General features: G+C 49.9%; 16 protein-coding genes and 2 tRNA genes. 13 read left to right on the top strand and 5 right to left on the bottom strand.

Annotated features, from left to right (window positions below; genetic code table 11):
- Positions 1 to 3 precede the first annotated feature (3 nt).
- Positions 4 to 1188, bottom strand: coding sequence for a dipeptidase (locus tag KOO62_09020; protein ID MBU8934137.1), 1185 nt, complete (start codon positions 1186 to 1188; stop codon positions 4 to 6).
- Between the two features lie 251 nt (positions 1189 to 1439).
- Between KOO62_09020 and KOO62_09025 the strand changes: the two genes are divergently transcribed.
- Positions 1440 to 1512 (top strand) — tRNA-Lys (locus KOO62_09025).
- 72 nt (positions 1513 to 1584) lie between these two features.
- Positions 1585 to 2601, top strand: coding sequence for a hypothetical protein (locus KOO62_09030; protein MBU8934138.1), 1017 nt, complete (start codon positions 1585 to 1587; stop codon positions 2599 to 2601).
- 149 nt (positions 2602 to 2750) lie between these two features.
- Here KOO62_09030 and KOO62_09035 read toward each other — a convergent pair whose 3' ends face one another.
- Positions 2751 to 3185 carry a hypothetical protein gene (locus KOO62_09035; GenBank protein MBU8934139.1) on the bottom strand — a complete coding sequence of 145 codons (435 nt, stop codon included), beginning with the start codon at positions 3183 to 3185 and terminating at the stop codon, positions 2751 to 2753.
- A 358-nt stretch (positions 3186 to 3543) separates the two neighbouring features.
- Between KOO62_09035 and KOO62_09040 the strand changes: the two genes are divergently transcribed.
- The 5 genes from KOO62_09040 to KOO62_09060 all read left to right on the top strand — a co-directional run bounded on the left by KOO62_09040 (position 3544) and on the right by KOO62_09060 (position 7729).
- A complete protein-coding gene (locus tag KOO62_09040) occupies positions 3544 to 4005 on the top strand; it encodes a hypothetical protein (protein ID MBU8934140.1) in 462 nt (153 codons plus the stop codon).
- A 603-nt stretch (positions 4006 to 4608) separates the two neighbouring features.
- Positions 4609 to 4917 (top strand): YdhR family protein, encoded by a 309-nt coding sequence (locus KOO62_09045; GenBank protein MBU8934141.1) that lies wholly within the window; start codon positions 4609 to 4611, stop codon positions 4915 to 4917.
- Between the two features lie 236 nt (positions 4918 to 5153).
- On the top strand, positions 5154 to 5693 hold the full coding sequence (locus KOO62_09050) for an RDD family protein (protein MBU8934142.1): 540 nt from the start codon (positions 5154 to 5156) through the stop codon (positions 5691 to 5693).
- Between the two features lie 416 nt (positions 5694 to 6109).
- The gene (locus KOO62_09055; GenBank protein MBU8934143.1) at positions 6110 to 6877 is read left to right on the top strand and encodes a serine protease; all 768 of its coding nucleotides are present in this window, start codon (positions 6110 to 6112) and stop codon (positions 6875 to 6877) included.
- Between the two features lie 144 nt (positions 6878 to 7021).
- Positions 7022 to 7729, top strand: coding sequence for an SDR family NAD(P)-dependent oxidoreductase (locus tag KOO62_09060; protein MBU8934144.1), 708 nt, complete (start codon positions 7022 to 7024; stop codon positions 7727 to 7729).
- Between the two features lie 126 nt (positions 7730 to 7855).
- Here the strand turns inward: KOO62_09060 and KOO62_09065 are convergent, their stop codons facing one another.
- Positions 7856 to 8869, bottom strand: a complete 1014-nt coding sequence (locus tag KOO62_09065) for an NAD(P)-dependent alcohol dehydrogenase (GenBank protein ID MBU8934145.1) — start codon at positions 8867 to 8869, stop codon at positions 7856 to 7858.
- Positions 8870 to 9131: 262 nt separating this feature from the next.
- Here KOO62_09065 and KOO62_09070 point away from each other — a divergent pair, with 262 nt between their 5' ends.
- A complete protein-coding gene (locus tag KOO62_09070; GenBank protein ID MBU8934146.1) occupies positions 9132 to 9782 on the top strand; it encodes a hypothetical protein in 651 nt (216 codons plus the stop codon).
- 42 nt (positions 9783 to 9824) lie between these two features.
- On the opposite strand, the gene KOO62_09075 is transcribed toward KOO62_09070, so the two are convergent.
- A complete protein-coding gene (locus KOO62_09075; GenBank protein MBU8934147.1) occupies positions 9825 to 10376 on the bottom strand; it encodes a GNAT family N-acetyltransferase in 552 nt (183 codons plus the stop codon).
- Positions 10377 to 10615: 239 nt separating this feature from the next.
- Between KOO62_09075 and KOO62_09080 the strand changes: the two genes are divergently transcribed.
- Both KOO62_09080 and KOO62_09085 read left to right on the top strand, forming a co-directional pair.
- Positions 10616 to 11149: a hypothetical protein gene (locus KOO62_09080; protein MBU8934148.1), complete on the top strand. Its 534-nt coding sequence runs from the start codon at positions 10616 to 10618 to the stop codon at positions 11147 to 11149.
- A gap of 262 nt (positions 11150 to 11411) precedes the next feature.
- Positions 11412 to 11495, top strand: a tRNA-Leu gene (locus KOO62_09085).
- A 273-nt stretch (positions 11496 to 11768) separates the two neighbouring features.
- Here the strand turns inward: KOO62_09085 and KOO62_09090 are convergent.
- The gene (locus KOO62_09090) at positions 11769 to 13697 is read right to left on the bottom strand and encodes an aryl-sulfate sulfotransferase (GenBank protein ID MBU8934149.1); all 1929 of its coding nucleotides are present in this window, start codon (positions 13695 to 13697) and stop codon (positions 11769 to 11771) included.
- Positions 13698 to 14991: 1294 nt separating this feature from the next.
- On the opposite strand from KOO62_09090, the gene KOO62_09095 reads away from it, so the two are divergent.
- The 3 genes from KOO62_09095 to KOO62_09105 all read left to right on the top strand — a co-directional run.
- Positions 14992 to 15267, top strand: coding sequence for a hypothetical protein (locus tag KOO62_09095; GenBank protein MBU8934150.1), 276 nt, complete (start codon positions 14992 to 14994; stop codon positions 15265 to 15267).
- A 500-nt stretch (positions 15268 to 15767) separates the two neighbouring features.
- The gene (locus tag KOO62_09100; protein MBU8934151.1) at positions 15768 to 22616 is read left to right on the top strand and encodes a VCBS repeat-containing protein; all 6849 of its coding nucleotides are present in this window, start codon (positions 15768 to 15770) and stop codon (positions 22614 to 22616) included.
- A 189-nt stretch (positions 22617 to 22805) separates the two neighbouring features.
- The coding region (locus KOO62_09105) for a hypothetical protein (GenBank protein MBU8934152.1) at positions 22806 to 25036 on the top strand (2231 nt) is incomplete at its 3' end.

Here is a 25036-nt window from a genome sequence, read left to right on the forward strand (position 1 = left end):
GGACTACTTACAGACTTGGCCAAACACTCGCATGAAATTGCCGCCGAGGATTTTCCGGATATCGACCTCGGAGTATCCCCGAGCCACAAGTTCTTTTGTGATCAGTGGGACGCCGGTGCAATCATCCAGTCCCTCAGGCATGGTCGGGACGCCGTCAAAATCAGATCCCAAACCGACATAGTCAGCCCCGACCAGATTCACGATGTACTCGATGTGATTAACCAGTTCACCAATAGAGACAGTGTATTTGCTCATATCGTCACGTAGCTGATGATAGAGTTTTCTCTCAGCAGCATGAAGCGCGGAATCATTGTCGATATACATCTGTTCAACTGAATCATACAGCTGGCCGTAGTGTGCCCAGATCGAGTCGGAACGAAGGCGGTATTCTTCAGACACATAGGCAGGAAAGAAATTAACTCCGATCACACCACCGTTGGCAGCGATATCCTTGATCTGATCGTCGGTCAAATTACGGTCATGTGTGCACAAGGCATGAACGCAGGAATGAGAGGCAATAATTGGTGCGGTAGTAATCTTCAGAACTTCCTCAACCGCCGAGACTGAGGCATGGGAGATATCGACAATCATGCCCAACTTGTTCATCTTCCTGACCACGTCTTTCCCGAAATCGGTAAGACCGTGAAATGCTTCAGCTGTGTCCGCCGATGAAATACACCAATCCGATGATGCCGTGTGAGTCAGCGTTATGTAGCGTACACCGCGATTATAGAAATGCTCGATATTATCCAGATCGTTGGCAATGGCCACGCCGTTTTCGATGGCCAGAACGGCTGCAATCTTACCGCCGTCGATAGCTGCCTGAGCTTCGGTGGCATTGGTGCAGACGGTCAATTCGTCGGGGCAGGCATCTATACGAGTATAGAATGAGTCGATCAATTCCTCGGTTACACCGAAACAGGAATCGAGTGGAGTTTTGGTAGGCAACCAACAGGCAAACACCTGAAGGTCGATACCCCCCTCGCGGAGACGCGGCAGGTCCATATGCCCGTCATCATTGCGGACGCAGAAATCGTAAGTACTGTCGACACGTGCCTTGAGGACAGTATCGCTATGCATATCCGCGACCAGAGCGTCGCGGTGCAACCGGCCGTAATCGGCGGCTTCAAGATCAATTTGGCTGTTTGTCATAAGAAGTATCGCCAGAGTTAAGCTTAGTGTTTTCATGATATATAGGATATGGTGTGGGAACCCGGTTGGCAAGACCCTGTCACTCTTTGCTAAGTTATTAAGCGGCCGGCTCAAACTTGTTTGGGCTGGATATCTGCCCAATTCGGGAGAACAAATTCCCTTGCCTTTTTATGAACTGAGCTTATATTCATGCCGCCCATCGACAAAGGCTGTGAATGGCACCCTTCGGGTGATTTGTTGATGGTCAGAGAGGTCGTCACTGGAGACAATGTGGCGATGCCACCAATGCGCCATTAGCTCAGTTGGTAGAGCAGCTGACTCTTAATCAGCGGGTCCGGGGTTCGAATCCCTGATGGCGTATTTTTTAATTGTCAACCTGCCAGCCTTGGACTTATACTCCCATCATACAGCAATGCAGGAGTATTGGTATTTGTGGCATTTAGGCTAAGTCATATTGGGCGGTTTTATCAGCGTAAACCAGATTCTATTCGACTCCTACATGGGGCACTTGCAATAGTACTGCTGTCTTCTCTGGTCTCCTGCGGCACTGCACACCACTTTCTCCCAGCTCAGCCACTGGAGCGTGGGCGATGGCAGATCTCTGTTTCCTGGCACCTCAATCTCAACGGTTTGTCAAGTCGAGCTAGCGCGGCAATTCCTGATGTGTTTGGTTACTACGGTCTATCAGATGAAGTAGTGATCGGCACCGGCGGGACCTTCATTTTCGTGCCAACTTTTCTTAATGTCGCGCATTACAATGAATCGTCACCGAGAGAATACTGGCTGGCCTGGGGGCACGCCAAGTTATTCAGCCCTCATGACAGTCCCTGTCTTGAGGCAGGCGGAGGTTACAGCAAGACAAAGAGGGGAATATCCAATGTGATTCTGATTGGCGCCGAGATGGGCTTTGGGCCCGGGTTATTTGCGCAACCGAAATTTGCTTTCAGCGATCCCAGCTGGTCATTCAAGTACGGTTTGATGGGAAGAGACGTAGGAGTAAGTCTTGCCCACCATCACGGAAGAACCGGACCTAGGCTTATGGGGACCTTCCCGACCTGGCCGCCTACCACTGACACTATCTGGACCTTCCTGACCGGACAAGTAGTAGACATAGTCGCTCTTGAGAATAACCATGTAGGGGCAGACCAATGGGGTGTTATCCTAAGATCCCACGACACCTTATTCTGGACAGGGCCTGAGTATTGCGTGGACTGTTTCTTTGAGCGAGCAGTGGCGCTAGATAGTTGGATCGGTGACTCACTCAGGTTTGTTCGAATGGGTTCAGAATGGGCCATTGTGGATTTTGAAGAATTGAAGACAGCCATCAGAGACGGAAGACCGGTTACAATTCTACGTGCACCACAGTCCTTTGTAGATCGAGTCATCGGCCGCACTCTCTGGATTGATGACAGCTCTATCGGGTGGGCTGCATTCGGGTGGCCTGACTAGGATGTCACCCAGGCCTTGACTCTTAATCAGCGGGTCCGGGGTTCGAATCCCTGATGGCGTATTTTTCTTTGTCTACGTTAGAGTTAACGCGAATCAGTGACAACAGTCGGATTGAATTAAGCGGGTGAGGAGGCCGGAGGGATCTTTAGCTAGCAACTACGCCAAGCGACAAATAGTGCCAGTCCGCCAGTAACGATATTGGCTACACACCAACTCACTCGTAGAAGATCACTGAAGAATGGATATCCGGAATTGCGTCGGTTTGATTCCCAAAACCAAGCGCTGAATCCATGGTACACTAGTATTGCTCCCGGTATCCATGCCAGTTTGAATCCCCACTGTGAACCCAGCAATAACCCTATGCCAGCCACTCCGTATGTCCAACCAATCAAGACGTCCGCCATCGCTGTTCCATGCTCGTACACTTTGTGTTCAGGCAGCATCACTTGTTCCTGAAGTCCAAGCCGGGTGGCAAGTCCCCAATTTATTACTGAGATCAGTTGGCCCAGCCAATGAAATATGAAACCAACGATTAGCACAAGTATACCAGTCGTAGTCACAAGCCATTCTGGAATCGTATTCACTTCCGTCTCCACTGCAATTGTACTTAACTGAACACTGCCTATCATAACCATGATCAACAAGGACCTGTGAAATTGCTACAACAATTCGGATTCATGGTCAGCGAGTCCGGGGTATCGCAGGCTGAGCCTATTCGCAATCCCTGATGGCAGTTTTTTATGTCTTCGATGGGGTTAGGCTGAATCGCCCGAATCTGGAGTCGCAGACTATCGGTTAAGCAACCCAAGCGAGCCTCTGTGCCGTAGTAAACCAACGTGCTTGGTCAACCCGTATACCAAGTTGATCGGATGGATGATGTATATCTGGTGTATAAGGAATACGATCAAGGATTCTTACATGAATGGGAGGAGTATCGTGAGGATGAGGAATATACTTGTGTTGTTGGGCATAGCCGTATTCATAACTTGTCTCTACTATGTGTCCTCTGCCCAGGAGCCGACTCAGACCTTGCGCTCTTCAATGGGAGAGGAGCGATATCTAAAATGTGGCCTTGGCAAACTTTCAGCAGAAGAGGAGCATGAACTTCTCAGGGTATTCTCCATCGGGCCGATGCCGTCATATACCACTGAAGCGGCTGCGCACTACATGAAGAGACAGGGCTGGAGAGAGGTGCGAGTTATTGGCGCAGTACAAACGTCTGATCCGTCCGACGAATACTGGGTTGTGGTTTGGGACAGGTACGAATTACATGCGCTTGATCCGTGGTCTATGCCGTATCTGCCCGACCCTGGAGTATACTGGGCTAAAAACAGTCTTGGTTCCTGGACAATTCTCTACCCAGATGCCACGGAGGTCAGTTTCACGGCTCGTGACTTGAATTGAGTAGACTTGGCCACTCTTAATCGCGCCAACAGGTAACCGTCAGAATCCCCGAGGCTCCCAATCAGTGGGTCCGCAAAGCAGGCGATGCCTGTTCGCAAACAACGCTTGTGTTAATCCCTGATGGCGTATTTTTCTATGTCTACGATAGAGTTACAGAGATCTCCGACATCGAGGAAGGCAGGCTATGCCTGTGAGGAGGCCGGAGTCTATTGACCGATATACCGACCAGCGTAGAGTCACAGGATTGTCGATAGTATGGCCCAGTGTTCATGGCTTGCCAAAAAAGTCCTTGCGAGGAGCGAAGACCAGCGGGACGGAGTAACGTGGCAATCTCCAGCTGACTGTTGACAATGAAGATGAGATCGCCACGACCGGCAAGCCGGTCTCGCTATGACGAGCAGAGCAAGCTTATCAACAGGCTCTTGATTGTGGGTTTTTCAAAACTTGGCGAAGAGCAATTCCCTTGACAGAAAGAGAGGTTATTCGCTATGATTGACTATCAGCAGCATTGTCGGCCCGGTTGTGATTGCTTTGAAGAAACTCTATCAGAGCTGGCGTTGCGACGAGTGTCTCAAAAACCACTTAGCCGACGGAGATTTAGTTATGGCTGCAAAGATCCTGCAAATCAACTTCAAGTTCAGCGTGTCTAAAGACGACTATCGCCAGGCCGCCGCGTCGCTCGCCTCGGCTTTCGCAGAAGTCGAGGGACTGCGCTGGAAAATCTGGACTATTGACGAAGCTCAGAGCATGGCCGGGGGCGTCTACCTTTTCGACGATGAGCCTTCACTCACAAGATTTCTGGAGAGTCCCCTAGCGGATCAGGTAAGGAGCCACCCAGCCTTCACCGAGATGAGCGCCAGTTCTTTTGACATTGTCGCCGACGCCACGACCGCGACCCGAGGTCCAGTCTAGCAGTCAACTGGGTTGGCTCACCACTTGTCCTGCGTTTAACCGTTGACTCTTAATCAACGGGTCCGGGGTTCGCAGGCTTAGCCTGTTCGAATCCCTGATGGCGTATTTTTCTTTGTCTGAGAATGTTAGTACAGGGAGGCCGATTAGTGTGATGTTGACTCACGAAAGCTACGAGACTATCTTAGTTGAGGGTTGTATGAAGTGAGAGTGGAGAGCGCGGATCGGAGACTGGTGCTGTGGAGAGAGCAACATACTTCAAACGAGAAGACTACGCGGGCCCTGGAACACGATTAGCAATACTGATGTTGGATGGACTCGTGCTAATAGGCGCACTTGTCTCACTGTTGATCGCAAGGGCAGTCTTTGCCGACTTATCGAAAGCCAACGTGATGGTTTTGGTCTCGCTTTGGCCGATAGTGTGTGTGCTGTACTTGGGACCCCTTCATGCGTCGCAGTTGGGGACTATCGGATACCTTCTGACCGGCTACAAGTTGGTTGACTACAGGGGGGAGCGCCCTGCTTTGTGGCGATCGTTTGTGCGTGGCTGTACAATCTTGGTCCTTGGGTTCGAGGCTATAACTGATATTACATGCTCCAACTGTCGACATACCAGACAGATTTTCTGGGATCGGATCGCTGAAACTGTGGTGGTGCGCAAGGGCGCTCAACCGGAAGGGTGTGCGGAGTTAGTAACTTACTTGGAATTCGTGGCGAGCCTCAACTGGGAGTTTCGAGAACCTGATATCATGGCTGTGTATAGGCTTCGCGACAGGTAACTGCTAGTTTCTTGCGGGGTCCTTCGGATCGGATGGCCCACCCCTCGAGTCCCGTGACGAGTGGACGGAAAACTGACCTTGCTTGATGGGTGTCTACTAAGTTGGTCGCAATAAGCGGATACCGGGTCCATCCCCGCCCGTTCGAATCCCTGATGGCGTATTTTTTTATTGTATAAGAACGAATTACACTAATCCCCTTACAACCCTTAACAATTGAATCCTGCCAACGACACCGGATAGCTTCGGTTGCTATTGTGAGACGCGAGCACATGATGGCCATAGAGACCTGTATGATAGTTCTACTCGTACGAAAGTGCTGTGGACTTCTCTCTGAGGGTTTTTATGTTAAAGGTTTTCCGAGATTGTCTTATACAGATATTAGACAGATAAGATGATTGGAAGGGAGAAAACTGACAATGTTCAAAACTGTACTTGTCAAGATGTGCTTGACGTCCTTGCTCGTCTGTTTTTCCACTGGGCTCTGTCAGAGCAATGACAATGAACCCGATGAATACGGACAATGGATGGCAAAACCTCAGAGTGAGTGGCCGCAGATCACGATGATTAACCAGATCGAATACACCGATAACAATCACCCTATCGCTGGATGCGGTTTTCTTTTAGATACAGGAGACGAAGTCCTTGCGGCCACAGCTAAGCACATTTTGATCTATTTCAAATCAGATAGTATGAAAACGGTTTCTTTTGACAATACATTGAAACTCTGGAAGATGTTTCCAAAGGACAATCCGGATGATGTGGTTGTGGTGGGCGAGCTGATTAATGAAAACAAGGAGGAACTTTTGGGGGAGGCACCAACCGGACAGGATTGGCTACTGTTCACTCTCAAGAAGAGGTCTCAAAACATACAGCCCTTGAAACTGCGATCCAGTCCGATGCAAGAGGGCGAAACAGTATATATCATTGGATGGCGATATTCCGACAAAGACTGTCCACAGGTAATCTATGAGGGGAATTTTGTGCGATCAGAGGAAGGGTCGTTTCTCATAACGACGAAAGAGTTGGAAGACAATACTATGCCGGGATTAAGCGGCTCCCCTGTCATCGATTCCAGAGGTTATTTGCTCGGTCTTATGTCTCAGAAAGCTGAAAAGATGGAGAGGCCATCCTCCACCGACTATCCCAAAATGCTCATAGGAAGAAGAACTAACGCGAAGGAATAGGGACCATTTCCAATTAGCTAAGGTGCGTGACGTTTGGTGGTCCACCAGAGGTTGGATTCATTAAAACACAAAGATATCACGTGTATGACTATCTCCGGATGATAATCGGATATACAGGAACATTGGTAAACAGGGACCATTATCATGAAAAGTAAATTGGCTTTAGTCATAGGGAATACTGATGGTATCGGTTTAGCTCTAACGAAAAAGTTGCTATCAATGGGGTGGCAGGTAATCGGATTGTCCAAGAGTCCTTCCCTAATAATCGAGAGTACGTATCGTCATGTTATCGTTGATGTAACAGCAGATGACTTCATTCAACAACTCAGAACCGTTCTTGAGGTTACTCCCGATGTATCAATTTATTGTGCTGGCATCGGAGAGAAATTCGATGTCAAATCAATTGAATTTGAACAGAAAGTATTTCAAGTAAACTTAATGGGTGCGGTTAAGACTATCGAAGCAATTCTTCCTGCACTTGTACAAACGAAAAGTGGGCAGATAATCGTAATATCTAGTCTTGCTGATGAAATTGTTTCTTCAGATGCTCCGAGTTACTCGGCCTCAAAAGGGGGACTTTCTTCGTATGTTGAAGGCCTGGCTTTAGCTGTCAGGAAACATGGAGTTTCGATCACGAACGTCCGGTTTGGGTTTGTCGATACCAAGATGGCAAAAGGTGAGAAACTACTGATGATGACAGTTGAAAATGCAGTCGATCATCTTCTGCAGTGCATAAAGAATAGACCAATTCGTTATTCAAGACCGCGTTTAATGGCTGTCCTTGTGTTGCTCGTTCGATGGTTTATGAAATTTAGATTATCATTGACCAGTGGGATGCCCCCAAAGTCTTAATCAGCGGGTCCGGGGTTCGCAGGCTAAGCCTGTTGTTAATCCCTGATGGCGAACTTGTCCCTTTTGGCTCCTATCAGAGTACTAGGGACCGTTGCAAAGACATAATAATATTATGTCGTCCCGAGTTTAGAAATCATTTTCAAGAACGATTCGATATCGCGCCTTGCCCGCCCTCAGGTGGTCTAATGCCTCGTTGACTTTTGACATCGGAAAAACTTCAATCTGTGGTTCTATCCCGTGGCGGGTGCAAAACTGAAGCATCTCCTTCGTTGTGGCAGGACTTCCCAGAGGTGATGCCGACACCGACTTCTGGCCCATCAAGAGACTAAATACGGGTATGGCCAGGGGTTCCAAAACCGCACCGACAAAGTGAAGACGTCCTTTGGGTCGCAAGGTGTTTAGGTACAGAGGCCAGTTTAGAGTGACGTTGGCCGTAACGAGAAGAAAATCCTGAGATCCTGCCGCCGCCTCAAGTGCCTTATCGTCGCGCGAGTCGACGATTTCGTGGGCGCCAAACCGTCGGGCTTCCTCAGCTTTACCGGATGAAGACGTAAAGGCGGTAACATGGCAGCCCCACTTAGACAGAAACTGGACGGCCATATGTCCCAGTCCGCCGATCCCTATCACGCCAACCCGTTCTGTTGGTTTTACGTCGAACTGGACGATAGGGTTGAAGACGGTAATGCCTCCGCAGAAGAGCGGACCGGCAGATTTGATTTCTAGTTTGTCGGGAATAGGGATAACCCAGCTCCAATGACAGCGAACCTTGTCCCCAAAACCACCATGCCGTCCCACAATGGTCGATTCGCTGGACGCACATAGGTTATGATCGCCTGCAAGACAGGTGTCGCATATCATACAGCTTTTCGAATACCAACCGAGACCAACCCGGTCACCCGGTTTGACGTTCTGGACGCTCTTTCCGACCGCAGCAACTGTTCCTGCGATCTCATGGCCAGGGACAATCGGATAGGCGGTCATTTCCCATTGATTCTCAATCATGTTAAGATCCGAATGGCAGATACCGCAATACTGGACCGCGATTTCAATCTCTTCGGGTCCCAATTCAGCCAGTTCGTATTCAAATGGCTGCAGTGGCTGATCGGCAGCCGTCGCCGCAAATGCTCTAACTTTGTTCATAAGACATCCTTGTTAATGGACTATTCAGAGCCATAATATACGCTTGTACCCGCCAGAATGCAAAAGCATTTTGCAGGCGCTGAATACTGCATCTCTGTTAGTCAAGCCGCCTGTCGGCTTGACATCAAGAAGAACCCTCTACCATCGTCAAGCGGCAGGTCGCTTGACCTACTTGCCCTTTTCTGAACATCTGGAACAGTGATGTGTATGATTGACTTAGATAGACAAGATGGACAGTTTCATCCTAATATAGGAGCCAGGCTTGGACTTTCTTCACAATCGTTGGATCAGGGCTATTGGATTAGTGCCGATGACAGTTTATTCCTACTTGGCGGTTATCTCGGTTTATGCCATGTTTTGTGAAACGATAAATCGACCACCCAATCAGGTATTCCCGGGGACGGACTTGATCGGTATGCTCGGCTATCTTTTCTTTCTTAGTATCATTGGAACATCGGGAGTTTTTGCCTTTGTAACCGCCTACTTCATGCGGGGAGTTTTCAAGATACTGTACGTTGCGGGAGCTTTGGCGGTTTTATCATCTGTTTCTTACCTACCATTATCATTCATCTTCAATGCCGAAGTCGATTTCCATCCCAACGTAGCTAGTCAACAATTTATGGTAGGCAAGTGGATGGATACTCGTCATCGTCTTGATCTAATGTCGGACAGTTCATACGTTCTAGCCTATGGCGGTGGCTCCCAACCCTCGGGTGATAGCGCGATATATCGTGGTGTGTGGAGATTGGAGGGTAATGACATTTATCTATCTAACCCAGGACCCAGATCGACTACTCCCTGGAACGTGAGGACGAGCGATGGTTATTACTTCATCACCTATGCGATCCCTGCCAATCCGGACGCGTGGTCCGGCAATTTGGGGCTTATGAGGGAATCGGACTGGACAAATTGACACCAATTGATATCAATGAACGAACCCGTCGGATGACCAAACCTACTTGAATTTGGCCGCTTCTTCCTCCAGCATCCCGTAGGCATAAACGTCGTGCCAACCACCGTTCATCCGGCAAGCTTTCCGCCAATTAGCCTCGCGAGTGAAATCGTGCCTCTCCAGTAAGCGAACAGATGGCTCATTGATGCTAACCATCATGGCGTAAACGCGGTGTAATTTCAGTTCGCCGAAGGCAAACCGGAGTAGCAGTTTGAGAGCCTCTGATGCAAACCCTTTACCCCAATACGGTCTCGCCAGCCAGCATTCGATTTCAGCATTCTTGTCGGACCAGTTCAGGTTGTTGAGCCCCATCATTCCTACGATGCCCTCTTTCGAGATACGCTCGATTCCAAATTGATAAGCTATGTCGGCCCGAGCGGAACGATGAACACAATTCACCCATTTGCGCGCTTCCACGACAGTATACGGATATGGAATTGGAGGAATGAATTTTGAGATCGTCTTGTTGTGTGCGCCACGTGCTATGGCGGGAATATCCGTCCGTTTCAGGGGACGCATGTGTATGGTGTTGCCTTTGAGAATCGGGAGACGCATTTAGATCCTCAGTTTTTATTACAATTGAGAGAATAATATACAGGTTGGATTTGGCACAGTCGACAAGTAATCAGCGGATCCGGGGATCTAATCCTGTATCAGCTTTTTCTGGTGATTGACTAATCAAACAAATTTCTCTATAATGAACAGGACAGGGCAAGGATAGGTCAGGCTGCTTGCCGTCTTATTCTTACTGGCTGTTCTTGATGAGACCCAATGTGGTATAGGGAGGTGTTGGGATGAAAACGTTCATTGCTATAGCGATCTTCATCATGAGTTGGCAGCCGTTACAAGCCGGTGATTTTTGGTTGGCTTTTGGAGCGGGCGTAGGGTCAGAAGGTTTGGCAGGGCATGCCAATGGTTCATTACAGCTTGGAAGTCATGGTCTGGTAAGCATACGCTGGGCAGAGAGCCGTGAACTCGGTGGAGTCAATGACAGTGACGATGGGTTATTTTCGGGGCCATCTTTCAGACGGGGAGCCAACGATTTCGGCATACTGTTCGGTTGGGTAAAGGTAGACAAACAGCAGAAGAGTTCACTTTCGGTTTCAGCTGGAGTTGGCTCGGTAACTGTCACCCAAAAAGGAGAATGGATCGATAACTGGATTTTTCCTGATCAATGGGACAAGGAGGTAAGTACAACCACCGGATTCTTGTTGCAGGGTCAGCTGTTCCGGGGCAAATGGGGATTTCAGGCTTTCGCCGATTTCAACTCGATCAAGTCTTTTGGTGGAGTGGTCGTAAGTATGCGGCTTCTCGTCTCAAGTAAGTAGTCCCGAGCAATCCCAATGGCAATGACCCGACTGCTAAGCAACCTTTAGGATTGTCATGGCGTAGAAAATTCGATCTGCATGACTTGTGTCGGAGTGTACGCTTCCAACCGATACAAATCTATTGACATAACCCTACGATATACACATCTTTGTTCGTCGCGTGAGTGCAAAGCCGTTGTATTGCTGAAGGCTGGCTTATCTGGGTATTTGCCCAGAGCTATCTGCTCAGCTTAATGGGTCAAGTGTTTGCGTCACAACTGATGCCGAAGTGGTGAAACTGGTATACGCGCTGCGTTCAGGGCGCAGTGTCCGCAAGGACGTGGGGGTTCGAATCCCCCCTTCGGCATTTCTCTTAAGTGCAACGCGCACAGCCCGTTACGAGAAATGTCACTTTACGGTTTTTGATAGTATTTTACACTAACAAAATACACTAACGTAGACAAAGGCAGTCCAATAAGCCGTGGGGGTAGGCCCCCCCAGAACAGAGTCTACTGATTCGGCAAGTTTCTCCTTTGTACGCAAAAGATTTGTTCGGGGGAATCCCCTCACAAGAGAACGGCCACCCCTTACGATGAGAAGTGGCCATTCAAGATCAATGTCACGCCAGAATCTATGTCATCTACGGACACGCCACCGGTGCGGGTCCTCCAGTGAACAGGTACGAAACGAGATAAGTCAGGTCGGCGATATTGATCTCATCATTGCCGTCTACGTCACCTTCCTCCATGCACGGTGGCTCTGATCCTCCAGTGAACAGGTAGGCCACAAGGTAAGTCAGGTCAGCAATGTTGATTTCATCGGGCAATACGTAGTCGACATTGCCGCGCAGACCGTCGCCGTTGCAGCAGCCGGAGTCAACTGTGAATCTGTAGACTATGGATGGTGAGTTATATGGATCATTTACTGTGTTTGAAGAGTCGTCTAATGCTACAATATAATACGTTACCTCACCGGGCTCCAGTGATCCCAGCAACGCTCCAAAAAGAGAGTCATTTGCGCTTCCATCCATGTGCAGGCCATCATCGAACATTGGAAACGCTTGATACCCAGCTCCGACATCTATCATGACCGTTACAGTTGCAAGCCCAGAATCAGATTTAATCGTCGAGAGTATTACAACCTGAGAGTCAACTTCTGAAGGATTTGAAGGATACTCAGTGGTACCACTTATAGTTATTGGATAGGTTTCAAGAGTTGATTCGGGCGTCAGGTCACGACCCAGTAGGCCGGGATAATCCGCCAGGTACCGATTGCATCTGAAAACACTGTTGTTGCCGGGAACGACACCTTGGGGTACAGGACCGGCGGTGGTCGCGGGGTTGATGTATTCCCAGACGATTTCAAAGGTTGGAGTCACCTCAAAAAAGCGTCCTCCAGCTCCGGCACAGATCAGGGTATTGCCGTTGGCCAACTGTTGAGCGCCAGAGATATTGGAGGAATAGAAACCACCCGGCGGATCAGCCACATAGACCCATGATGCTTGCGTCGGGCCATGGGGCGTACCGGGTGTCGGTGGGGGATATTGGCCACCAGCATCGACCGGAGATTCAATCTCATCCACTGTTGAGTAAAGTACTGACTGACCGCCGTTGTTAAACACCAGGAAGTTCCCTTCGCCAGGGCATCCAGGTTCTATCCACTGAGCATCATGCTGAAGGAACAATCTTTGATCAACCTCGCTCCCGGCATCATAAACCTGAGGATTTCCCCACCGAAACAGGATATCACCCCCCATACCAGAGTTCCCACCGGTATGGCCAGCTGCTTCGGCGGTGGAAGTGCTATGGTCGATCACCCAAAACTCGCTAAGGTTACGGCTGCAAATGATGATTTGATCTAATTCAGCATTGTACTCGATGGCATTGGCATGAATCCAGTCAGCATTGAAGTTCAGTACCCAATTGATGTTCACAAGTTCCGCATGGTCCGCTACAACACCGTAGTTGTTCTTGATCGGGTCGTAATCCTGAATCAGATGATCCCAGAGATGCCATTCCCACACAATATTACCTCCGGTTGCACCGTTCGGTTCCACCTCTATCACATGCTCCGGCCAGAGGGTGCTATCGTTCAACAGCGACGTGTCGCGTCCAGCGGCAACTGCCTCCTCCAGAGTCTTGTACTCCCAAGCCAATAGTAGCACATTGCCATTGGGCATAGGCTCGATATCGTGGTGCTGACGAACGGTGGAGTCGAAGTATGTATACTCCCAAAGTATCGTGCCGTCCCAGTCGATCTCCTGAATCAGTCCGCCGCCACCGTTGACGGGCCGCGACGGCCTTAGCAAGTGACCGTTCTCAAGCAAATAGACGGAATTGCCGGGTGGATAGTCTACCTGCCAGGAATGCACCTGGCGACCGTACATATCCATCAGGTAAGTTACATTGCTGCGGATTGATCCAAACAGATTGTATCCGTCATGAGCCGATGAGTCATAAACAAAAAGCCCAACCGTCTGCTCCTGGGCATACAATGACATACAAACCAGAAATCCGATTAGAACCACCAGATAAGTTATCCGGATCAAGCTATGAGGTAGTGTCATCACGCCTATATTCCTTCGATATTGGTTAGCAACTGTATCGACATTGTCTCTTTCATTCTATCGGCATCTTCGGGCGTCAACTTTTTTACGTCCCGGCAGGTTACAACATCAGTCGGACCGCAACTGACAAACAGTCGAAGAAATCCGATAATATCTGCAATCGACGACAATCCCGGATTTGTTGACGGTGTATCTGAACTCGTGGGTTCCTTAAGTGTGTTCACCGACGATCAAGCCATAATATACTAGACTATGTTGATTCTGTCAAATCCGTGGGGAGATTGTTCAATAGTCACCGGACTGCAACTCTCAGGGACAGATGTCCCTGAGAGTGACCTGCCCCCGTGTAATTTGCCCCAGTACAGAAAAACCATCAACATGGTCCAGAGATACACTTGTTTCGCTAAGAGCAGGTTGAGTTAGCATGGATAGAATGAGACAGGCTACGATTGTTGTTACAAGAAGGATACGGTGAGGGTTCATCGAAGACACTCCTGATTTATGTTTTCATTCCATGTTGGTGGCACACAAGACCGTATCGCCACCCTGCTATGATGTAATACACAAACCTGTCGAAAAGTCAAAGGTGTGGAACTCCAGAATAGGGATTCCATGGTGGCACGAGATAGAGACCCGTGGGTTGAGCCGGGACTCAATTGCCCGGTCTCCCAATTAACTGACGTTACTGACGATACTGACGTTTTGCCAAATGCCGCGTCCCTTCTGTCCTCCACCCCGCTATCAACATTGGTCCCAAATGCAGCACTTGATACTTTTTGATACTATTTTACACTGACCTGAGTATTTGTCATCGCTGTAAGTCGTTGTCATTACTACATAAACGTGGGGGTTCGATTCCCCCCTTCGGCACCATTAGTATTGACCTCAAAAAAACTTTATGGTTTAGAGGCTTTTTTACGTTGTTAGTCATACCTTTCCACCCCCAAACCAAGTATCAAGAACCACAAAGACTTATCAAGTTGGTTAGTGTTTATACACTGACGGTACATTAACCTGTATGCTGACGTACTTTTTCAAGTACACTAACCTGATCTCTCAGAAACTAGGACATGATTAGTCATCATTAACGCCAGAAATTGACATCTAATAGATTGTAGGCAAGCTCTGTATCTTCGGAGACAAGGCGGTTCTGTCGGACACAGTCTACTTCCCTACCAATGAGAATATGATATTGCGTCTTTGCTTTCGGGGGCGTATCATAAGGAACGCTAATCTATGACTCCGGGTTCGGTAATTGTAGCCGTCTTCGAGTAATGGGAAGGAGAAGCAATAGAACATGACCAAGGGAGAAAAGTGGCGCAAGCTATTTGAATCGAAAGGCTGGCTTAACGAGAACGTTATTCGCGGCCAGGATAATGATAGTCTTGATATCACTATCCGTGGATGTTGTGGCTCGCCGGAGCGCAACACCGTGACCATAGATTCGGCTCTGATTATGCCGGAACTGGATATGCTCTGCTATGAGGACGGTAAGGGGACGGTTTATTTCAACTGGGAAGATATAGTCCAGGTGAGACAGATGCCTGCCTCCAAGAAGAAGGGCTGGCTGTGAGTTTTCTGCCGGGGTAGCCGTTTATGGTTGGTTAAGTCGGTGGAAGTAGAAGAAGTTATTCTAGGACCTCAGTTTCGCACCGAGGTCCTCATCGCTACTTAAGGAAATCAGTCACCAAGAAACATCTGGCAGACACGTTTTAAAACATACCGACATCGTTGCTCAAAAGGCATCGGAAATATATCCTTAATATCTGAAATCGACTGGCCTGCATCGTCGTGATCAAGACAGAATTCTCTGCAAAGCAATAGATGTTCCCTACTCTGAATTCAGCAATCCCTGGAACACACCATCTGTCTTCGATTCATTCCTAAAGATACTGCCAGGAAAGCCGAAATCCTCTAAAGCCTTGACAATATAGGCGTTGTGGACTATAGTATATGTATTAGTACGAATTTGATAGTTTGCCGTCATGGCGTATCAACATTGATTGACTCCTCTTGATACCGCGTCCGTGCATGGGCAAACTCTGTACCTACTTTCGGACGGAGGGATAAGACATGTTTCTTGCTAAAAGAGCTGCTCTGGTGGCGCTGGCTACCCTGATAGTTGTATTCTTATTTACATCTGTAACAGAAGCGGCCATTGTAAAAGTTCTTGAACGCACCATAAATGGTTCGGCTAATGGACACGACTCAGCGCTGGCCGTTGCTTTTACACCCGACAACGCCATGGTCTTTACAGGCACATCGCCGGGTATGGGCACCCAGGAAGACTACCTCACCGGTAAGGTGAATGAGGACGGCACTATCGCCTGGACGGATAGGGCCAGCTCGCTCATTGTTGACCCAGCCCGAGACTACGCTACGGATATTACCACCGATGCGGCCGGTAATGTCTATGTTACGGGAGGTCGATTCGTGTTTGGGGAAAACACGAACATGGGAACGATCAGATACAATCCCGATGGAAACATCCACTGGCAAACCGAGTGGGACGGGGCGGGCAATGTGGATGTTGCTACGGCAATAGCGACGGACGGGGACAATGTCTATGTAGTGGGCCAGACGCAAAATGGCGTCTCCTACGATGCCGTGATAGTGGCTTATGACACCGCCGGGAACTGGCTGTGGGAGGACACCATAGATGGTTTCGGCGGGAATGCACCTGATAATTTCAAAGACGTCTGTTGCAAAAACGGATATATCTATGCTGTCGGGAAAACTATCACCAATCAGGCCGACGATGATGTCCTGGTGGCCAAGTACTCTCCTACTGGTCCTCCCGCTGTCTGGGTCAGGACATGGGAGAATCCTGAACCTTCCCCGGAGGACTTTGATCATGCTAACGCTGTCTGTGTCGATGACGCCGGATATGTGTACATTACTGGGCGGTCGCTTGACGACATCCTGGCGCTGAAGTTTTCGTCCGACGGCGACACCACCTGGTATAACACTTATATTTGGGCCGGTGAGGGAGACGAAGGTGTCGATATCGGTGTGGACGGTAGTGGACGCACCTGGGTGATTGGAGTATTGGGTATCGATCCGGCGATCAACGGGGTCATTCTTCGCTACGACGATCTAATGGGCGAGATCTCCCATACTAACTGGCAGTTCGGAGGAAATGGCCCCAGAGTTCCTACCGCGCTGGTTATAGATAACGACAAAGTCTATATCACCGGCTACTGGACATACTCGGGGCTGGACACCGAGATGAAGACCTGGTGCTGGGACACATCCGGCACCAGTCTCTGGTGGGAGACCATCGAAACCGGGAACGGCGAGGCCGCCTGGGATATCGCTGTGGCCGACAATGGAACAGTGGGGGTTGTTGGCTCTCTCAGGGACAACTCGCTGGGGCAAACCGACTACTACCTTCTCAAATACGCCGATCTCTATTGCGGCGATGCCGACAACGATGGAGACATCGACTCCGACGACTTTGACCACATGGTAAACTACCTCTTCCAGGGTGGGCTGAAACCCGAGCCGGAAATCGGCGTCGCTGACCTCGACGAATGGAATGGAATAACAGTAAATGATATTCACATCTTGACCCGACACCTTGACGGTGGTCCGACACCTGGATGCGGCTGGGGATCGTTAGATACTTTATACAAAACTCTCGACGATACTTTCTTCATTGAGGGGACAGAAGTTCCAGCTGGTCAGAGCACGGCGACAGTGGAGATAAACCTGAAGAAAACTCTAAATGTGTGGGGTTTGTCCCTGCCACTGAGTTGGGATTGCGCAACATCTCCCCTGACGTTGGATTCCATCTCGTTTGAAAACTCGATCTTTGACTCTTACAGCACTAAGCATGCACCTACCGAAGGCGACTCCTGTGTAATCGGTATAGTCCGTGCCTCGGAGGAAGATCTCATCACGTTAGACGAGGGTCTGGTCGCATCGCTGCATTTTTCGCTGGATCCCGACGCGATCAACCCCCAGTACATTCTGATCGACACCACCACCTATGGTCCCAGCAACCGGGTTGAGCTCTCAGCTGATTTGGGCCAAGCACCCCGTTCGTGGATCCCGAGGTTCGTTGGCCTTAACGTGGAAGCCTTCATAGAGGATATGGGTCCCCCCCGGCATGCGGTGGCGGCACTTTACAATCATGATATTCAGATTCAGTTTGGCCCGGACATGGATGATGCCACCATGGACTACCCCAATGTCAGTGTTCGCGGTTCCATCAGTGGCAAGATGGCTCACACCGTTTCATACGATATCTATAGTCGTATAGCAACTTTGCAGACTGACGACTTTATTCCGGGTGAACGAGTGTGGGTAGAGGTCACTCCGGATGTGCTCACTGTAAACGGCGCTACGCGATCCAGCGCGCATATATGGTCGTTCGTTGTGGCTCCATTGGGTGGGGAAGGTGACTTTGTTCTTGATCCGACCATTGATACAGTGAGCAACACGTCGTATAGCCTGGCAGTTGCCGACCTCAACGAAGATGGCTACGTCGATCTCCTGGTTGGCTGTGGACCCGACACTATCACCACCATGCTCAATGATGGCATCGGGTCCTTTTCTTCGATCGATCAGTTTGAAGCTCCTGCTGCCCTGCCGGGACCAATCCTCACCGGCGATCTGGACGGGGATTCTTTCGTAGACCTGCTCATCGGCGTCGACGTTGCAGGTGAAGGTGAAGTTATCTTCATGAAAGGCGACGGCTTTGGTATCTTCACGCCATCCGCCGAGTCTAACGAGCTGGGTACAACTGCGGTGGGCGACATGAGTTTGGGCGACATCAATGGCGACGGCTTCCTTGATGTCGCTGTTATCGCCGACGACAGCATCATGTTCTTCCTGAATAACGGTCTCGGGAGCTTTTCCATGGGCGGGTCCTGGTCTAAGGGTGACAACATACATCAGTTAGCACTCGATGATTTTAATAACGACGGAACCACGGACATAGTGTTTACTTTTCACTACGGCACCTTCAATCTTGATGCCATAGACATATGGTTCAATGATGGTAATATGACGTTCGCTGATGAGAATCCAGGCTATTATTACCCAATAGACTCGACATCGAGAGAATTACTGACCCGTGATTTCAACAACGACGGAAACCCGGATTATGCCATCGTTTATGACGGCGCCAGTACTTCATCCTCCAGAATCAAAGTTTCATTGACCAGCTACGGGGGGGCCAAAGACGCGGAGTACACCAAGGACTTCCCCGGTGACAGCCTGACGGTACTGGATGCCGGTGATCTGGACAATGACGGCGATCTTGATCTGGTCACAGTGGGTGTCATTTCCAGACAAATCTTCTGGCTGGAGAACGACGGCAACGCTTCTTTTGGCGATGGGATAGAAATCGCCACCCTGCCAGATACGGTAGTGACCCTCAAGATAGCCGATCTTGATGATGATGGTTCTCAGGATATCGTTGTTACTACCCTCGATGGTGAGGTGCGCTACCTATTCAACAATACTGTTCCCGTTATCGTGGGAACTACTCCGGATGAGCACGAGGTTGCTTCTCCCGTGAACACAGTCATCTCGGCCGCATTCAATACGAACATGAATCCCTCGACATTCGACGACACCCTCTTTATGGCTTATGGCAGCCACTCTGGCCCGATCTCAGGCACGGTTGGCTACAGCTCAGCAGCCCAGGCGGCGATCCTGTATCCTGACAACGACCTAATCCCCGGTGAAAAAGTGACAGTGAATGTTCAGGAAGGCAGGTTGTCTTCCGCGGCCATCCCGTTGCCTACCGAAAACGGATACCAGTGGTGGTTTACGACCGAGGTCGCCGGCGGGGCCGGCGAGTACTCGCTCAGCGACGGCTACGCCGGATTCCTGGCACGCAGCCCGGTCGCGGCCGACTTCGACGGTGACGGAAACATCGACATTGCGGTTTCCACGGGATCAGGCGATTCCATCAATGTCTGGCAGAATCAGGGTGACGGAACATTCGCGATATGGGGACACGCGGAACTCCCCAGCGTGGGAACATATGACATGGTCACGGCCGACTTCAATCGTGATGGCCATATAGACATAGCCGCCACAAGCGCCTATTCCCATCCGACCTATTACTTCTCTGTACTCTATGGTGATGGTGCGGGCAGCTTCGCCCATGGCAACTCATACACCTTGCCCTCGGCAACCAACAGTATCTACACCGGAGATTTCAATGGAGACAACTGCCATGACATCATTATCTCCTTGGATGCCGATGCCGGCCTTCGGGTATTCCTAAACGACGGTACCGGGCAGTTTGACCCCGGACAGAGCATATCCGCCGCTGAATGGTATCCAGTCGACATCGACGGTGCTGACTTCAACGAAGATGGCATCCTCGACTTTGTTGTCCAGTACGCCAATGACATAGGTCTAACGCGTACCTTGATCGGCAACGGCGATGGCACTTTCACAGAGGGGCAGAGCGTATCGACTACTGATATTGGCGGGGCAACTGCGGTTGTGACAGCTGACTTTGATCGTGACGGTCATGTCGATTTGGCTACCCGGGGCGTCACGACTGGAGCATGCATTTCTGTGGTATTCGGTGACGGACAGGGTGGCTTCGATTATGATCAGACCTACAATATCACTGGCACAAATCTTGGTCTTATGGGGAGCGGTGATGTCGATGGAGATGGTGATATTGACCTGGTCTCAGTTCATGGCATGGGAGGAACTTCGCTTGATGTTCTATCAAACGACGGATCTGGACTGTTTTCGTTGACTCACACCATTCCAGCACCTACTGCTTGGGCAGTGTATGGCCTGAACGACCTTGTGCTAGCTGATCTCGCTGGAAACGGGCGACTCGATCTGGCCTATTGCGTCAATGGGGCAGACAGTTTCATGGTCTATTTCAACCAGACCGGCGACGCCGACGGCGATGGCTGGGACGATGCTTCCGACAACTGTCCGTACGTATACAATCCCGGACAAGAGGATGGTGATATTGACGGTATCGGTGATGCCTGTGATGTCGAGTATGAGATAGATACAGGACCAGCAGCCGATGTGTATGATGTAATCATAGCTGATATCGACCGTGACCTGAACATGGATGTCATCTACAACGGCAATACCGAAGTAGGGTTGTTTATAGCCTGGGGTATTGGAGCCGATCCGTACATTGATCCTCCAATCAACTATCTTGATGTTTCCCAGGCGGATATCCAAACCGGTTTCATAAATCGCGATACGCTACCGGATATAATCGTGGCCACTCCCGAAACTTTATTTGTCATGCTCAATGACAGCGGCCGTGATTTTGTAACGTCGAAGATACCTCTATCTGCCAAACGTTCCGATCCTTCCGCTTCCGCTGTCGGACATTTCAACGACGATATCGATCTTGATGTTTTTGTTGGACCGGACAATGTGATTCTGGGTGACGGTTATGGGGGCGTTCTGGAGAGCTACACAGTGTCATTCTCGGCTCTGGCGGCTATCGCGGCCGACTTTGATCGCGATGGCTTTGATGATCTGCTGGTTACCGAAGGTGATTCGGCCAAAATCTACCTCAACACAACTAAGAATAATTTCGCCAGATCATCGGCGATGTTTATCGGTACTGGCTCTTTCAATTCCTCGGTAGCCAACGCAGTTGCAGACCTTAATCATGACCAGCGCTGGGATGTGGTAGTGATCGTACCAGACGTTGACGCGAGTGGACAATCAGTGGTGAAGGTGGCAACGGGAGATGGCTTCGGCAACCTGAACCAGACCGACAGCCTTCTCGTAACAGGTCTTGCCAACCACCTGTCGGTGGCCGATATCAACCGCGATCAGGAATTAGATCTGGTTGTAGCTGACGCCACCAACCAGGCGATTCTGTTGTATTGGGGCGACGGCAACGGTCACTTCTCTGAGGCGGTTTCCGTACCGTTTGACCCGGGGGCAGGATTGACATATGCCGTGGCTACCGCGGACCTGGACAGAGACGGTCAACCCGATTTTGTTTCCGGCGCGGTTGACGCGGGGGATCTGATTCTGGGTCTCAGCGAATTGCCTGATCAGGACATCCTGCCCGACGAAATGGTGACAACCGGTTATACCAATGTTACCGTATCGGTAACCAACCCGTTGGGCTACATTCTCTCCGCCGATTTTCAGACACTGGCTGGCGGTGATGCCTGGGTTCTTGACGTTGATCAGGATGGTACTCTTGACGAGCAGCTGATCGATTACAATCTGATGAACGGCGAGTATTCGATCGGCATTAATCTACAGCCGGGGTCCGATCCAGATGGTGACCATGTGGTTTCAGGAGGGATTCGAATCAATGGTTCGCAGCAGTTGATCTTTTCCCAGGACCAGAACTACAATATGACAAAAGAAGCAACTGAGTCGGACGGGAAGGCTCAACCCGGGATGGTGTTCTATTTCACGGTGGAGGAGGTCTCGTCAATGACACCTCCTAATGGTTTCCCGATGCAAACGGATCGACCGAGATTCTCGTGGGATCTCTTGATGGACACTACCGGGATCGATTCGTACCAATTCCAGCTTGACCCATATTTTGACTTCCCGGCTCCGCGTATCGATACTGATACAATAACGGTAGCGTCTTATATCCCGGAGGAAGGATTAGGAATCGATTCCGTATTTTACTGGCGGGTACGAAGCTACGACGGCGTAACATGGTCAGGCTGGACTCGCAAGATGGCTGCTTACATTGCTTCAGGAAGCTGCTGCGTTCCATCAATGCGAGGCAATGTCGACTATGTATTGCCCGATGAAATCAACATTGCCGATCTGACCTACCTTGTGGCCTACCTGTTCACCGGAGGTCCGCCACCTCCTTGTTTGGATGAAGCTGACATAGATGGTAATGACGAGATTAATATAGCTGATTTGACCTATCTTGTTTCGTACTTATTCACAGGAGGCCCACCACCGGTGTCGTGTCCGGAGTAAGCAGAACATTCTGATATTACGTATATGTAACAGCCACTTCCCACATACGGAAGTGGCTGTTTCCTAAGCCAAATCTTTGTGTAGAACCTCAATCCCCGGGTCTGCTAATCGGTGGAGTATGGTCCCTTGTCATTTCAGCAGAATTGCTTATATTAACTTCAATGGGATAACCCTTTGCAAGGAGATAGTATGAAGCGATGTCTAACGCTGGTCGCTGTCCTTCTATTTGCCGGACATGTCGCCGCCGGAACCCAAAATCATGAAAGTGAGATGTCAAATCCTGCGCTTGGCGGCATAAGCCAACAGATTCTGAGCCCATCGGAGTTTCAGGATTCTCTATATTCTGATGAACTGATGCGCGTACCTCTCTCTCCCGCCGGAGTTGACACGGTTTGGTACAATTTTACCTCTGATCTTGATAGTTGGAATTTCTATAGTGCATCCAACCAGGTCCAGAAGTACTGGCCTGATGCAAGTTGCATAGAAATCTGGGCGATGGCTACTGTCCCATATACCTTTGGTTTATCTCAGGCGTCTTTTGGCGGAGCACAAGCTCTCCGATACGACTGCAATTTCCACGGCTACTGGTATGATGCTTGCGATTATGAATGGTGGGTCAAGTCGGTGGTTTCTGCAAGTGATGCCTCGTGGAATGGTGTCCACCGAATTGAAGCGCGGGTATATAAGGATTTTGCGGCGACCATGTATGCTATGATAGGCGTAAGATTCGCCGGTTATGACACCTTCACATACTATGGCTGGACCGGGGCACTTCCCAGCAACACTTGGGCTAACATCTATATAGACGAACCGACGCCGGGAGCATTTGCCAACGTAGAGGCCGTATCTATTATGTGCGGGGCTCGCACAGCCGTTGGGCCATTGTATGTAGACTATGTGCGTGGCATCAAAAATGTTCTTGAGCCAGTCCTGGAAGTCACCACTGACTCGCTGGACTGGGGCACCACTACGGGAACGCAAACCTTCTATATTGAAAACTCAGGCAACGCTTCACTACACTGGAACATCATGGAGACCTGCCCCTGGATAACCGAAGTGCTTCCGCTGAGTGGAACCGTTGGAACCGGCTCTGATTTCGACAAAGTCGAAGTCCAGGCAATGACGCTTGGTCTAGACTATGGGGTGTACCTGGATTCACTGGTCTTATCCTCCGATGGTGGAGATACTGTCATCCACTGTGTCATTGAGAAATTACCTCCCTGGGGCTCAAACTGCTCCAATCCCTTCGAGTATAGCATAGGCTCCGGTTCGCTGCCGTACACATTAAACAGCTTTACGACTTGTGGCTTGGGCAACTACTACGATGCAACCTGCCTGGGTTATTATGACGGTGGGGAGGACCTGATCATTCAGCTCAACGTGACCAACGCTATAAATGTGAACATCAAGCTTGATCCCAAGGGAGCAACCTACACAGGTATTTCGATCTCGAACGCCTGCCCGGATTATGATGGTGAATGTATTGCTTTCAGCACCAGCTCTAGCAGCGTACCGTACTCAATGACGAATGTGAATCTGGAAGTAGGAACCTACTACATCATGGTCGATACCTGGCCCTCGCCGAACTGTATCGAAGATCTGGACATCCTGATCGAGGCCAGTAACGCCCCACCCATTGTGACTAACATCCCCAACCAATCGATTGCCGAAGGCGGCAGTTTTGCCACTATTAGTTTAGACAATTATGTTAGCGATCCAAACAATACGGACGCCGAGATGACCTGGACCTACAATGGCAACAGCGAACTGACAGTCAATATAGTGGCCCGGGTAGCAACCATCACTGCACCGAGCGCCATTTGGAACGGATCCGAAACGATCACGTTCCGGGCTACCGATCCGGGCGAACTGTTTGACCAGGATGCGGCTGTATTTACTGTCATACCTGTAAACAACGCTCCTGTTGTAACTAACATTCCCAACCAGATGATCGCCGAAGGCAGTAGCTTTGCCACTATTAATCTGGATAATTATGTCAGCGATCCAGACAATACGGACGCCGAGATGACTTGGACCTACAGCGGCAACAGCGATCTAATAGTCAATATAGTGGCTCGGGTAGCGACCATTACGGCGCCGAGCGCCAACTGGAACGGATCCGAAACGATCACGTTCCGGGCTACCGATCCGGGCGAACTGTTTGACCAGGATGCGGCTGTATTTACTGTCATACCTGTAAACAACGCTCCTGTTGTAACTAACATTCCCAACCAGATGATCGCCGAAGGCAGTAGCTTTGCCACTATTAATCTGGATAATTATGTCAGCGATCCAGACAATACGGACGCCGAGATGACTTGGACCTACAGCGGCAACAGCGATCTAATAGTCAATATAGTGGCTCGGGTAGCGACCATTACGGCGCCGAGCGCCAACTGGAACGGATCCGAAACGATCAC

The organism is Candidatus Zixiibacteriota bacterium (genome assembly GCA_019038695.1).
Taxonomy (GTDB): domain Bacteria; phylum Zixibacteria; class MSB-5A5; order GN15; family FEB-12; genus B120-G9.

What these genes read in the sequence shown, in the direction of transcription:
- KOO62_09020 (MBU8934137.1), bottom strand. Translation starts at nt 1,188, where the DNA reads ATGAAAACACTAAGCTTAACTCTGGCGATACTTCTTATGACAAACAGC.
- KOO62_09040 (MBU8934140.1), top strand. Translation starts at nt 3,544, where the DNA reads ATGAGGAATATACTTGTGTTGTTGGGCATAGCCGTATTCATAACTTGT.
- KOO62_09045 (MBU8934141.1), top strand. Translation starts at nt 4,609, where the DNA reads ATGGCTGCAAAGATCCTGCAAATCAACTTCAAGTTCAGCGTGTCTAAA.
- KOO62_09055 (MBU8934143.1), top strand. Translation starts at nt 6,110, where the DNA reads ATGTTCAAAACTGTACTTGTCAAGATGTGCTTGACGTCCTTGCTCGTC.
- KOO62_09060 (MBU8934144.1), top strand. Translation starts at nt 7,022, where the DNA reads ATGAAAAGTAAATTGGCTTTAGTCATAGGGAATACTGATGGTATCGGT.
- KOO62_09065 (MBU8934145.1), bottom strand. Translation starts at nt 8,869, where the DNA reads ATGAACAAAGTTAGAGCATTTGCGGCGACGGCTGCCGATCAGCCACTG.
- KOO62_09075 (MBU8934147.1), bottom strand. Translation starts at nt 10,376, where the DNA reads ATGCGTCTCCCGATTCTCAAAGGCAACACCATACACATGCGTCCCCTG.
- KOO62_09080 (MBU8934148.1), top strand. Translation starts at nt 10,616, where the DNA reads ATGAAAACGTTCATTGCTATAGCGATCTTCATCATGAGTTGGCAGCCG.
- KOO62_09095 (MBU8934150.1), top strand. Translation starts at nt 14,992, where the DNA reads ATGACCAAGGGAGAAAAGTGGCGCAAGCTATTTGAATCGAAAGGCTGG.
- KOO62_09100 (MBU8934151.1), top strand. Translation starts at nt 15,768, where the DNA reads ATGTTTCTTGCTAAAAGAGCTGCTCTGGTGGCGCTGGCTACCCTGATA.